We start from the raw sequence: 13,108 nt of genomic DNA on the forward strand, positions 1-13,108 counted from the left end.
TCGAGAATGATTCTCGATAGTTGTCACACCCAGCCCTGCATCCAGTTGTGCAGACGGTAGAAGTCGTAGGGGACCTGCGTCGCCGACCACAGTGGATACCAGAAAGCCGACAAGACCAGCGCCGCGACGAGGAAGACGATGACGACCCGCTGTCCGGCCGTGCGGCGCTCGTGGGGGGCGTGGGCCGCGCCGGCGACCTCCCGCAGCGCGAAGGTGAGTGCCAGCAGCAGGAACGGCCAGATCACGATCGTGTAGAACTGGAACACCGTGCGCTCGGGATACATCAACCAGGGAAGCCACGTGGCCGCGATACCGACCAGCACCACGGCGTAGCGCCAGTCGCGAGCGACGGCGAAGCGGTACACGAGGTACAGCGCGGCGATGACCGAGCCGTACCACAGCAGCGGATTCGGCATGCTGTACAGCACTTGCAGACAACCGTTCTCGCCCGAGCAGCCGTTCGTGCCGTCGGGGCTGGAGAACGCGTACATCGACGTCGGACGCCAGAGGAACGGCCACGCCCACGCCGCGCTCGAGTAGCTGTGCGGCGACGTCATACCGGCCATCGAGGCATAGATGGTCTCGTGGTACTTCCACAGGCTCTGCAGGGGAAGCGGCACCCAGGAGAAGAAGCCCGTCGCAGGGCTGAGCTCGGCGACCTTGCGGTCGTAGCCGCCGTCGCTGAGCAGCCATCCGCTCCAGGAGCCGAGGTACACGACGAAGGCGACCGGCACCAGCAGCACGAACGAGGCGAGCCCCTGCCGCACGGCATCCATTGGCCAGAAGGTGATGCCGAGTCGTCGACGTTCGAGGGCGTCGGTGACGACCAAGTAGAGCCCGATGCCCGCGAGTACCCAAACCCCCGACCACTTCACCGCTGTCGCCGCGCCGGCGGCGGCCCCTGCGGCGATGATCCACGGACGGTTCCAGAGCACGACTCCCCATGCGGGAGGCGCGTCATCCACCCCGCGCGCCACGATCGCGGCGGCGAGGCGGTCGAGGTGGCGTCGACGATCGAGAAGGGCGAACCAGAACGCCAGCAGGATGAAGAACGCCAGGAACACGTCGAGCAGCGCGACCCGGCTCATGACGATGCCGAGGCCGTCGATCGCAAGGAGGAAGGAGGCGACGGTCGCGAACACCGTCGAGTTCGTCAGCGTCTTCGCGACGAGGAAGAGCAGCAGCACCAGGGCCGTGCCGAACAGCGCGGTCATGGCTCGCCAGCCGAAGGAGCTGTCGGGTCCGAACAGCCACATGCCGAAGCCGATGAGGTACTTGCCGAGCGGGGGATGGACGACGAAACTCGGATCGCTCGTGAAGATGTTCGTCTCGCCCGCCGCGAATCGTGCATCGGCGCCGTCGGGCCAGGTCGCCGCATAGCCGAGATTCCACTGGCTCCACGCGTCCTTCACGTAGTAGGTCTCGTCGAAGACCAGCACGTGCGGATGCCCGAGGTTCCAGAAGCGAAGGATGCCGGCGAGCAGCGTCACCGCCAGCGGAGCGAGCCATCCGTACAACCGCTGGAGTCGCGGATCGTCCGCGACGCGCTCGCGCCAACGGTCGTACGCAGACCGGCGCACGGGTGGCAGCAGCGGTGGGATCGGCTCGGCGGTGGTCGACACGGCCACCAGCCTAAGCTGAAGCGGTGATCATCCTCGGTGCGACTCCCATCGGCAATCTGGGCGACGCGTCGGCGCGGCTCGTCGCCGCGCTCGAGCAGGCGAGCGTCATCGCCGCCGAGGACACCCGCACGACACAACGGCTGCTGCAGCGGTTGGGCATCGCCAATCGTCCGCGGCTGGTCGCCCTTCACGACCACAACGAGAAGCAGCGCGCGGCCGAGCTCGTCGCCCGTGCGCGCGAGGAGGACCTGCTCGTTCTCAGCGATGCGGGGATGCCGACCGTGAGTGATCCGGGGTACGGCCTCGTCGCCGAGGCCGTCGCACAGGGCGTCGCGGTCACGGCGCTGCCGGGACCGAGCGCCGTGGTCACGGCGCTCGCCGTGGCCGGGTTGCCCACCGATCGCTTCACCTTCGAGGGATTCCTGCCACGCAAGGCCGGAGAGCGTGCACGCGCTCTCGCTCTGCTGTCGAGCGAGCCGCGCACGATGGTCTTCTTCGAAGCGCCGTCGCGTCTGGCCGAGACGCTGCACGCCATGGCCGCCGCCTTCGGTGCCGACCGGCCTGCCGCCGTCTGCCGGGAACTCACCAAGCTGCACGAGGAGGTCGTCCGCGACGGTCTGGCAGCCCTCGCCGACTGGGCCCGCGACGGGGTCCGCGGCGAGATCGTCGTCGTCGTCGGGGGAGCGCCGGCTCGCGACGTGTCGGCCGAGGACGCTGTCGCGCAGGTGCAGGCCCTCGTGGCCGACGGGGTCCGTTTGAAGGACGCCGCTGCCGAGGTCGCGGCAGCGACCGGCTTGTCCAGCCGCGACCTCTACCAGGCGGTGCTCGCCTCGCGGTGATGCCCGCTCAGACGGCGGGACCGCCCAACTGCGCGAAGGCCTCCGGCGTTGCGACGGACCGCTCCGCACGCGCGGGCGGAGCGGTGACGCCCGGCAGCGTCCAGACGGCGAAGCTCGCTCCTCTGCCGTGCAGGCGCACCGCGCCGTCTTCCGCGACGAGTTCGACCGTCCCTGCCGCATAGCGCGCGGCCCTGGCCGTCGCCGCGCCGACCAGGGCCATGTCGAGACGGATCTCGACGTCGGTACGAGCGGCGAGGACCAGCACCGCCTCGTCCGCGTTCTCGCGGATGAACACGAGCGCATCGTCGTCCGCGTGCAACCAGCGCAGGCCGCCCGTCGAGAGCGCCGCGTGCGCGCGGCGAAGGCCGATGAGCTCACGGTAGAGGCCGATGCGGGCGGCGATCTCGGGTTCGCCGATGCGCTCCCAGGGGAGTGGGGTGCGGCTCATCTCACCGTCCACGGCCTCGAGTCCGAACTCGTCGCCGGCGTAGACGACGGGGATGCCGGGCAGCGTCATCGACAGACCGACGGCGAGCGGGATCATCTCCGCCGCGGCGTAGGTGGCGAACCGGGCGGTGTCGTGGGTGTCGAGGGCCGACATCGTCCCGCGCTGCACACGCCACGGAATCTGGCTGGTGAAGAGCCGGAGCTGGCGCACGAACTGCTGCGCGGTGTACCGCGGCATCCCGGTGGGCAGTCCGAAGAACCACATCTCATCGCTGACGCGGCCGTCGAAGCCGCGGTGAGGGATGCGTCGGGGCTCCGCGAGCCACGACCACACGCCGCGCGTGAACGCCGGGTAGGTCATGCCGCCGTGCCAGGCATCTCCCTGCAGGTCGCTGGCGGCATCGTTCGTCGACTCGGCGAGCAGGAGCGTGTCGGGCGAGACCTCGATCATCGTCCGGCGCACCGTCTGGCGCACGACGGCATTGAGGTCTTCGGCGCCGAGTCGACCGGTCATGTTGGCGACGTCGATGCGCCACCCGTCGATCCCGTACGGCTGCGCGAGCCAGCGCGCGACGACGGAGTCGGGCCCCTCGATGAATCGGCGCCGCAGTTCGGCGCTGTTCCAGTCGAATTTCGGCAGCGTCGCCGCATCCAGCCACGTCTCGTAGGTGGTGTGGGCCGCATCGTGGAAGTAGTAGAAGTCGGCTTCCGCCGCGTCGGGCCGGCCGTACGCGTTGCGGAACCACTCATGGGCGACGCCGGAATGGTTGGTGGTGAGATCGCCGATCACGCGGATGCCGCGCGCGTGCGCTGCCTCGATGAGACGTCGGTAGGCGTCGTCGCCGCCGAGGAGTTCGTCGACGTGATCGAAACTGGCGGCGTCGTATCGGTGATTCGACTCCGCGGGGAAGATCGGCGTGTGGTACAGCGCGTTCACACCCAGATCGACGAGGTGGTCCAGCCGGTCCACGACGCCGTCGAGGTCTCCGCCGTAGAGCTGCCGGCTGCGACCCGGGTGGGAGGGATCCAGCGGGTCATCCCAGGCTGCGGGGATCGCCCACTGCGGAAGCGGGCGGTCGGCTGCGGCATCCGATCGCGCGAAACGATCGGGGAAGATCTGGTACAGCACGGTGTCGGCCATCCACGGCGGCGGCGGGTTGCCGGCGACGAGGGCGAAATCCTGCGCGTCGAGGACGTCGACGTCGCTGAGCCCGCCCTGGTTGAGGATCTGCACCGTCGCGTCGCTGCGGACGAGATGGAAGCGGTAGCCGTGGCGCGGGTTGGCGACGACGATCCGCGCCGACCACCAGTGCCACCCGTCCCGTTCGCCGTCGCACTCGGCCTCCACCCACGCCGGCTCGTGGTCGGGGTTGCTGCGCACCACGACCCGGTCGACTCCGCCGTAGGCGCGGGGCACGCGGAGGCGGACCGTCACCTCGTCGCCGAGAGCCGGAGCGGGGTGCGAGACGTACAGCGGCGAGCCGTCGTGGTGCGGGCAGGTGGGATCGATCATGGGAACCTCCGTGGAACGCCGACAACACGTCGGCACTGGTGCGACGTGGTTGCACGGCCATCCGTGACAGAGCCCTCTGATTGTGTGGTGTGCGGCCCGGGGCGGGGTCGTGCGCTACTTGACCGAGCCGGCCGTGAGGCCGCCGACGATGAAGCGCTGGAGGCCCAGGAACAGTGCCATCGGCAGGATCGCCGCGAGCACGGCGCCGGCGGCGAACACGCTCCAGTTGCGCGCCGTCTCCTGCGAGACGAACTGGTACAGCCCCACCGCCAACGTCTGCTTGTCGGGGTCGACGAGGACGACGGACGCGATGAGGAAGTCGTTCATGGTGCCGATGAACGACAGCAGGCCGATCACAGCCAGCACGGGGGCGACCAGGCGCAGGATGATGGTGAAGAAGATGCGAGCGTGCCCGGCGCCGTCGATCTTCGCCGCCTCGTCGATCGAGGCCGGCACGGTGTTGAAGAAGCCGTACATGAGGAACGTGTTCACGCCCAGCGCGCCGCCGAGATAGACCATGATCAACCCGATCTGGGAGTTCAGACCCAGTGCCGGGAAGATGTCGCCGATCGCCGACATCAGCAGGAAGATGGCCACGACGGCGAGCAGCTGAGGGAACATCTGCACGAGCAGCAGCGTCAGCAGTCCGAAACGGCGGCCGGTGAAGCGCATGCGCGAGAAGGCATAGGCGGCGAGCGCGCAGAGCACGACGGTGAAGAACGACGTCGTCAGCCCGATGAACACCGAGTTGACGAACCAGTTGCCGTACGGGCGCAGCGGGTCTTGGAACAGGGCGATGTAGCTGCCGATGTCGACCGTGGCGAACAGGCTGTTGGCCGTCAGCAGCGTCCCGCCCGGGTTGAGCGAGGCCGAGAGCACGTAGACGAGCGGGAACGCCGAGAAGACGAGCATCGCGATGCCGACGAGATGGCGCCAGCCGGTCTCGCGGAACCACCGGCCGAACCGGCGACGCGTCTCGTGGGCGACGGTCGGACTCGGCGAGGTCGATGCCGTACCGGTGACGGGGAGGGTCTCAGCAGTGGTCATGTCAGTTCAGCTCCTCGAGCACCTTGGTCTGGCGGAAGCTGAGGTAGGAGATGACCGCCACCAGCACGAAGATGATGATCGAGAACGCGCTGGCCAGGCCGTAGTCGCGTTCGGCTCCCACGAAGGCCACCTTGTAGACCATCGAGATCAGAATGTCGCTCGCGCCGACGTTGATGGACGCGTCGGCGAAGCGCGGACCGCCGCCGGTGAGCATGTAGATCAGATTGAAGTTGTTGAAGTTGAACGCGAACGAGGAGATCAGCAGCGGCGCCACCGACACCAGCAGCAGCGGGAACTTGATGTGGCGGAAGATCTGCCACACACCGGCGCCGTCGACGCGCCCCGCCTCCTGGATGTCGTCGGGGATCGCCTGGATGGCACCCGTCGTGACGAGGAACATGTAGGGGAAGCCGAGCCAGAGGTTCACGACGAGAATCGACACCTTCGCCAGCAGGGGATCCTGCAGCCAGGGGATCGACGCCCCTCCGAGGATGGACTGGTTGATGAAGCCGAAGTCCTGGTTGAACATTCCCTGCCAGACCAGCGCCGACAGGAACGCGGGGAAGGCGTACGGGAGGATCATGATGACCCGGTAGTACTTCTTGCTCTTCATCCGCGGATCGTTGAAGACGATCGCGAGGAACAGGCCGAGGGCGAAGGTCGTCGCCACCGACAGGATGGCGAACACGAACGTCCAGACGAGCACGGCGAGGAAGGGCCCACGGATCGACTCGGTGGAAAACGCCCGGACGAAGTTGTCGACGCCGACCCAGACCTGCCATCCCGTGGCGAGGGTCTGCCCGTCGGCGGAGGCGAAGGAGCCGTTGCCGTTGTCCGTGTAGACGACGCCCGTCTGCGTGTTCGTCATGGTGCCTGCGGCGGCATCCCACACGAGCGTGGAGACGTACTGGTAGGCCGTCGAGCCGTCGCGGGTTTGGAGCGTGCCGTCGTTGGGATCGGTGGAGAAGGGCACCGCCATCGACGAGATCGTCGCCTGGTTGGCCACGAGCTGAGCGAAGTTCAACGTGGTGTACCCGGGAAGCGCCGCCGCGCGGCCGCCCGTGAACTCGGCATCCGACGCCGCCTCGAGCGGCTGGTCGGCGCTGCCGATCTCGGCGGTGCCGTCGGGAGTGGTCACGAGGAAGAAGAGGGCGCCGTCCTTCTCGAGGACCGACACCGGATAGGCGGCCGAGTCCTCGACGCGCTGCTGGTTCTGGATCAGCAGCGCGTTGACGGCGTCGTCCTTCGTCGACACGTGTCCCGAGCCGTAGTTCGTGAACGCGATGTAGATGCAGTACAGGACCACGAAGATCTGGAAGACGAAAAGGAAGACCAGGCCCGGCGTCAGGTACTTGGCCGGTAGAAGGCCCGGCTTCAGGTAGATGACGTTGATCGCGAGGATGCCGAGGGCAACGGCCGCTGCGATGACGACGCTGTCCTTGGTCAGCAGGACGAGGATCGCATAGACGGCCATCGCGTCGATGACGCCCAGGCACACGATCTTGACCAGCCAGACCTTCCACCCGGCGCCTGCGGCTTCCGCCCAGGCCTCGGCGCGTCGGCGGCGCCGTGCCGCGGCGCGGTCTTCGGGCGCGCGCGTCGGCGGCGCGGCGATCGTGGGGCCAGTCATCTTCGACTCCTGTCGGAACGTGGGGGGATCGAGGTGCGGAGGGGTGAGCGTGAGCCCACCCCTCCGCACGGGGTCAACCGAGCTTGGCGGCGATCGAGTCGGCCATCTGGGTCCACTGCGCGGCAGGGTCGCCGCCGCCCTTGATCAGGGCGGCCTCCGTCTTGCCCCAGTCGTCCCACACCGAGCCCATCTGCGGGATCGACGGCATCGGCACCGCGTTCGCGCCGACCTTGGCGAAGCCGGCGACGATCGGGTCGGACTTGGCGGCGTCGAACGCGGCGGTCAGTGCCGGGGGACGCCCGCCGGCCTTGAAGAGAGCCGTCTGCACATCGGCGGTGGCGATGTAGTTCACGAGGAACTCGTTCGCGATCAGCGCGTTGGCGCTCTTGGCGCTCACGAAGAACGTCTGCACGCCGGCGAAGGGCTGTGCGTCACCGCCGCCCGCCGTCGGAATCGCGTCGACCGCGACGTCGATGCCGGCCTTCTGGGCGTCGGCGACGTTCCACGGGCCGGTGAGGAAGTACGGCGACTTGCCGGCGTTGAAGGCTTCCTTGGCCAGGTCGCCGGAGAGGTTGAGGTTCAGCACCTTGGTGCCGGTGTCTCCCTGCGCGGTGAGCCACGCGGCGAACTTCTGTCCGCCCTCGTCGCCGATCGACAGCTTGCTCGCGTCGTACGAGCCATCGGCATTGCGCCCGAAGACCGAGGTGCCGAAGGAGGTCTGGAACGGGTACAGGTGGTACGGGTCGGACGCCTGCGGGTCCAGGCCCACGACGAACGGGTACTCCGTGCCGGCGGCGCGGCCCTTCGCGATCATGTCGTCGTAGGTGGCCGGGGTGGAGTCGGCCAGCGCGGTGTTGCGCAGCACGGCGATGTTCTCGATGGCGTACGGAAGGCCGTAGGTCTTGCCGTCGTAGGTGACCGCCTCGATGGCGACCTTCTTGAAGTCGGCCGCCTTGTCGCCCAGTTCGACCGGCGCCACGATTCCGTCCTTGACGAACGCGCCGATCCAGTCGTGCCCGCCGATCGTGATGTCGGGTCCCTTGCCCGTAGGCACCTGTGCGGTGAACTCGTCGCGGATCTTGCCGTAGTCCTTGACGACGAGGTTGACCTTGACGCCCTTCTCCTGCTCGAACTTCTTCGCCACATCCTCGAGCGCTCGCGCACGGTCGGCGTCGACCCACACGGTCAGCTCGCCGCTGGTGGCGGCCTGTGCGTCGCCGCTGGTCGTCGGTTGTGCGGTCGTGCTGCCGGAGCAGCCGGCGAGCGCCAGGATGCCGGACGCCACGAGCAGTCCGAGGGCGACGGCGCCCTTCTTCTTCACCTTCATCGGTGTGCCTCTCTCTGGGATCACAGGGGGAGGGGGGCCGTAGCTCGGCTGCTCCGCCGCCCTGTCGTGATGTCGCACCGGGTGCGAACGCCCTCCATTGTGCGGTCGAAAAGTGCGCGATCACGGGTTCGTTATGGAACTGTGACCGGTTACAGTCCCGGGACTGTGATCGGTTACAGTGAAGGGTGCGGTTGTGGCCGTGTTCGTTGTAGACACCGGTAGAGTCGGCTCTCGTGACACCCAGCGATGTGCCGAAGAAGCCGACCATCCGCGACGTCGCCGCCGCGGCCGGCGTCTCGTACGGAACGGTCTCGCGCGTGCTCAACGGAGGGCACTGGGTGTCGCCCGAAGCCCGCGCCGCCGTCGATGCCGCGATCGTCTCGACGGGCTACACGACCAATCAGGCTGCGCGCAGCCTCGCGACCGGAAAGACCGGCTCGCTCGCCTTCCTTCTCACCGAGTCCCAGCACGTCCTGCTGTCGGATCCGAACATGGCGCTGCTGCTGCGAGGGGCGACCGATGCGGTCTCCGAGCGTGGGATGACCCTCGTGCTCCTGATCGCCGACACCGAGCGCGAACAGGCCAACGCGGCCCGATATGTGCGCGCCGGCCACGTCGACGGCGTCCTGCTCGTCTCCTCTCACGAATCCGATGATCTGCTCGGCTCGTTGGTGAACGCGGGCGTGCCGACCGTGTGCTCCGGCATCCCGCTGTGGGAAGGGCGCACCGTTGCGCACGTCGCCATCGACGAGGTGGGCTCGGCACGCACGATGACGCGGCACCTCATGGATGGCGGGCACCGCCGCATCGCGCTGATCACCGGACCGCTCGACACCCCCAGCGGCCGTTTCCGCCTCGACGGCTTTCGCGACGAACTCGGCGACCACTTCGACGAGGACCTCGTCGAAGTGGTGCCGTTCACCCGTGAGGCGGGCGCGGAGGCGATGGCTCGACTTCTCGCGCGCGCGCCCGACGTCGATGCGGTGTTCGCGGCAAGCGACCTGCTCGCCGTCGGTGCCGCCCAGACGCTCGCTGCGCAGGGGCGACGCATTCCTCAGGACGTCGCGCTCGCCGGTTTCGACGACTCGGGGCTCGCCGAGGCGCACACGCCGCCGCTGACCACCATCCGCCAGCCCTGGGCCCAGATCAGCGCCACGATGGTCGAGATGGTGCTGGAGGCGATCGCCGGCGGCCATCCGGATGCCGTCGTGCTGCCGACCACGCTCGTCGTCCGCGAAAGCGCCTGAGACGCGCACCGACGCACCGACGGCTCGACGTCACACGCGGGAGCCGGCGCGTCGCCCGGAACTAGACTCGTCGGGTGACATCTGGTCAGTCCTTCTACATCACGACGCCGATCTACTATCCGAGCGACCTGCCGCACATCGGACACGGGTACACGACGGTCGCCGTCGACACGCTCGCGCGCTGGCACCGCCAGGCGGGGGACGACACGTGGATGCTCACGGGCACCGACGAGCACGGGCAGAAGATGCTGCGCGCCGCGGCCGCGAACGGAGTGACTCCGCAGGAGTGGGTCGACAAGCTCGTCACCGAGTCGTGGTTCCCGTTGCTGAAGACCCTCGACGTCGCGAACGATGACTTCATCCGCACGACGCAGCCGCGCCACGAGGAGCGCGTGCAGCAGTTCGTGAAGGCGCTCTACGACCGTGGCTACATCTATGCCGGCGAGTACGAGGCGCTCTACTGCGTGGGCTGTGAGGAGTTCAAGCCGGAGGCGGAGATCGTCGACGGCACCGGTGCGTTCGAGGGGCTCAAGGTCTGCGCGATCCACTCGAAGCCGTTGGAGCTGCTGCAGGAGAAGAACTACTTCTTCAAGCTCAGCGAGTTCCAGGACCGCCTGCTCGAGCTCTACAAGACCGAGCCCGACTTCGTCCGGCCCGAGTCGGCGCGCAACGAGGTCGTCTCGTTCGTGCGTTCGGGGCTGAAGGATCTGTCGATCTCGCGCTCGGCGTTCGACTGGGGCATCACCGTTCCGTGGGACCCGTCACACGTGATCTACGTGTGGGTGGATGCGCTGCTGAACTATGCGACCGCGGTCGGGTACGGCACCGACCCGGACCAGTTCGAGCGACGGTGGCCGGCCTTCCACGTCGTGGGCAAGGACATCCTGCGCTTCCACGCGGTGATCTGGCCCGCGATGCTGATGGCTGCCGGTCTCGACGTGCCCCGCGGTGTCTTCGCGCACGGCTGGCTGTTGGTCGGCGGTGAGAAGATGTCGAAGTCGAAGCTCACCGGCATCGCCCCGACGGAGATCACCGATGTGTTCGGCTCGGACGCCTACCGGTTCTACTTCCTGTCGGCGATCGCGTTCGGCCAGGACGGCTCGTTCTCGTGGGAGGACCTCTCGGCGCGCTACCAGGCGGAGCTCGCGAACGGATTCGGCAACCTCGCGTCGCGGACGACGGCGATGATCGAGAAGTACTTCGAGGGCATCGTGCCGCCGCCCGCCGCGTACACGGAGGGCGATCTCGGCATCCAGAGGATCGTGGCGGATGCCGCGACGGCGGCCGATGCGGCGATGGAGCGCTTCCGTCCGGACGAGGCGATCGCGGCGATCTGGACGATCGTCGACGCGCTCAACGGCTACATCACCGAGAACGCCCCGTGGGCGCTGGCGAAGGACGACGCTCAGCGTGCCCGTCTTGCGACGGTGCTCTACACGGCGGCGGAGGGTCTGCGTGCGCTCGCGGTGCTGCTGAGCCCCGTGATGCCGATCGCCACCGAGAAGCTGTGGGTCGCGCTCGGGCACGCGGGGCGTCTGCGGGATCAGCCGCTGCGCGAGGCCGGGAGCTGGGGAGTGCTTGTGCCCGGCACCAGCGTCAACGGCCTCGAGCCGCTGTTCCCCCGGATCGAGCAGCCCTGACCCGTCCCACCCGTCCCCTCCATCGTGTCCCACTTGCGGGGCGGCATGTCCCTAAAGGTGCTTTGCGCACGTGCTCTCTTCGACAGAGAGTGGGACACGGAGGCGCGGGGGGAACAGTGCGCCGGATCGAAGAAGAGAGGGGATGCCGGTGAGCGACGCCGTTGATCCGTCGACGTACGTCCGCGTGCGCGAGAAGAGCTCACGCGACGTGTCATATCCGCCGGCGCCCGAGCCGCTGCCGGTCGCCGTCTACGACAATCACACGCATCTCGAGATCGAGGACGGCGAGGGTCTCCCGCTCGACGAGCAGATGCGTCTGGCCGCAGAGGTGAACGTCATCGGTGCCGTCCAGGCGGGCGGCGACATCGCGTCGAGCCGGTGGTCGGCGTGGGCCGCGGCATCCCACCCGCGCGTCCTCGCGGCGGTGGCGATACATCCCAACGAAGCACCCGCGTATGCCGAGCAGGGCATGCTCGGCGAGGCCATCGCCGTGATCGACGAACTCGCCGCGCAGCCGCGCGTGCGGGCGATCGGTGAGACGGGGCTGGACTTCTTCCGCACCGACGAGACGGGCCGTCCAGCGCAGTTCGAGAGCTTCGAGGCGCACATCGCGTTGGCGAAGAAGCACGGCATCGCGATGCAGATCCACGACCGCGACGCCCACGAGGCCGTTCTCGAAACCCTCGATCGGGTCGGGGCTCCCGAGCGCACGGTGTTCCACTGCTTCTCCGGCGACGCCGACATGGCGCGCATCGCCGCCGACCGCGGCTATTGGCTGAGCTTCGCGGGCAACATCACGTTCAAGAACGCGCAGAACCTGCGCGACGCGCTGGAGGTGACGCCGCGCGAGCGGATCCTCGTCGAGACCGACGCACCGTTCCTCACCCCGACGCCGCTTCGCGGTCGGCCGAATGCGCCGTACCTGGTTCCGGTGACGGTGCGCTTCATGGCCGAGGAGCTGCGGATGCCGCTCGACGAGCTGTGCGCGCAGTTGGCGGCCAACACGCTCGAGGTCTACGGCGCGTTCGAGGACTGACGGGTGCCGGTCGGCCGGATTTCACCCCCCTGGATCGCTCGCCGTCCGTCACACTGGGACCATGGAGTTCGCTGGGTTCCTCCCGGAAGACGCACCCGATCCGCGTGCCGCCTCGGAGGCGAGGCTGCGCGCCGTGTCGTTCCCGGTCTTCGAACTGCTCCCGCAACCGGCCGTCACTCGTCTGCCGATCACCGGCTTCACGGAGACATCGGGCTGGGCAGGTCACGAAGAGCTGACGGTGGAGTTCTCGTACACGCTGTGGCGGTACCCCGAGGATCGATCCGATCCGCGCAATGAGATCGAACTCGACGAGCAGACACGGCGTTCCATCGAGGAGGAACCCCCATGGGGACGACCGGCCTGGCTCGCCGAACAGGCCCAGCTCTTCCGGTATCCGATGCTGTGGAGTGCCGTCCGCACGGCATGGCAGGCATCGCCCGACCCGGAGAGGCACGCGCTCACGCCGGTGCTCATCGACCACACCAATGACGTGCTGCGCAACGTCTATCGCGAACAGCTGGGTCTGCCCGCGGTTCCCATGAGCTTTCCGGATGCCGGTGGCTGGCGCGCGACGCCGACGGTCGTGGCCCCGGCGTCGCTCACCGTCGACGGCCGGGACCGTTCCGGCCTGCATATCGACACCGACCCCTTCGTCTACGCATGCGGGTTCCGTGCCGACGACGGTGTCGTCTGCACGATCGTGCTGCCACGGGACAGCCTGCCGTTTCTCGACCTGGAGATCACGACGCTGGGACGATGA

The 13,108-nt window shown here is 68.2% G+C and carries 10 protein-coding genes; 5 read left to right on the forward strand and 5 right to left on the reverse strand.

Going from position 1 to position 13,108, the window contains the following annotated elements; translation table 11 throughout:
• Positions 1-23 precede the first annotated feature (23 nt).
• The gene (locus CEP17_RS02320) at positions 24-1,622 is read right to left on the reverse strand and encodes a phospholipid carrier-dependent glycosyltransferase (RefSeq protein WP_112932841.1); all 1,599 of its coding nucleotides are present in this window, start codon (positions 1,620-1,622) and stop codon (positions 24-26) included.
• Between the two features lie 23 nt (positions 1,623-1,645).
• Here CEP17_RS02320 and rsmI point away from each other — a divergent pair, with 23 nt between their 5' ends.
• Positions 1,646-2,461 (forward strand): 16S rRNA (cytidine(1402)-2'-O)-methyltransferase, encoded by an 816-nt coding sequence (gene rsmI, locus CEP17_RS02325; RefSeq protein ID WP_112931117.1) that lies wholly within the window; start codon positions 1,646-1,648, stop codon positions 2,459-2,461.
• A 7-nt stretch (positions 2,462-2,468) separates the two neighbouring features.
• On the opposite strand, the gene CEP17_RS02330 is transcribed toward rsmI, so the two are convergent.
• The 4 genes from CEP17_RS02330 to CEP17_RS02345 form a co-directional block, all read right to left on the reverse strand.
• Complete coding sequence (locus CEP17_RS02330) at positions 2,469-4,421, reverse strand: glycoside hydrolase family 13 protein (RefSeq protein ID WP_112931118.1); 1,953 nt, start codon at positions 4,419-4,421, stop codon at positions 2,469-2,471.
• Between the two features lie 114 nt (positions 4,422-4,535).
• Positions 4,536-5,468: a sugar ABC transporter permease gene (locus tag CEP17_RS02335; protein WP_112931119.1), complete on the reverse strand. Its 933-nt coding sequence runs from the start codon at positions 5,466-5,468 to the stop codon at positions 4,536-4,538.
• A gap of 1 nt (position 5,469) precedes the next feature.
• Positions 5,470-7,098, reverse strand: coding sequence for an ABC transporter permease subunit (locus tag CEP17_RS02340; RefSeq protein ID WP_112931120.1), 1,629 nt, complete (start codon positions 7,096-7,098; stop codon positions 5,470-5,472).
• A 73-nt stretch (positions 7,099-7,171) separates the two neighbouring features.
• Entirely contained in the window at positions 7,172-8,425 is a 1,254-nt protein-coding gene (locus CEP17_RS02345) for a maltose ABC transporter substrate-binding protein (protein ID WP_112931121.1), read from the reverse strand.
• 233 nt (positions 8,426-8,658) lie between these two features.
• Between CEP17_RS02345 and CEP17_RS02350 the strand changes: the two genes are divergently transcribed.
• The 4 genes from CEP17_RS02350 (at position 8,659) to CEP17_RS02365 (ending at position 13,108) form a co-directional block, all read left to right on the forward strand.
• Positions 8,659-9,672 carry a LacI family DNA-binding transcriptional regulator gene (locus CEP17_RS02350; RefSeq protein WP_112931122.1) on the forward strand — a complete coding sequence of 338 codons (1,014 nt, stop codon included), beginning with the start codon at positions 8,659-8,661 and terminating at the stop codon, positions 9,670-9,672.
• 74 nt (positions 9,673-9,746) lie between these two features.
• A complete protein-coding gene (gene metG, locus CEP17_RS02355; protein ID WP_112931123.1) occupies positions 9,747-11,312 on the forward strand; it encodes a methionine--tRNA ligase in 1,566 nt (521 codons plus the stop codon).
• Between the two features lie 142 nt (positions 11,313-11,454).
• A complete protein-coding gene (locus tag CEP17_RS02360) occupies positions 11,455-12,348 on the forward strand; it encodes a TatD family hydrolase (protein ID WP_112931124.1) in 894 nt (297 codons plus the stop codon).
• A gap of 61 nt (positions 12,349-12,409) precedes the next feature.
• A complete protein-coding gene (locus CEP17_RS02365; RefSeq protein ID WP_112931125.1) occupies positions 12,410-13,108 on the forward strand; it encodes a hypothetical protein in 699 nt (232 codons plus the stop codon).

Origin of the sequence: Microbacterium sp. PM5 (assembly GCF_003293595.1) — a bacterium.
Taxonomy (GTDB): Bacteria; Actinomycetota; Actinomycetes; order Actinomycetales; family Microbacteriaceae; genus Microbacterium.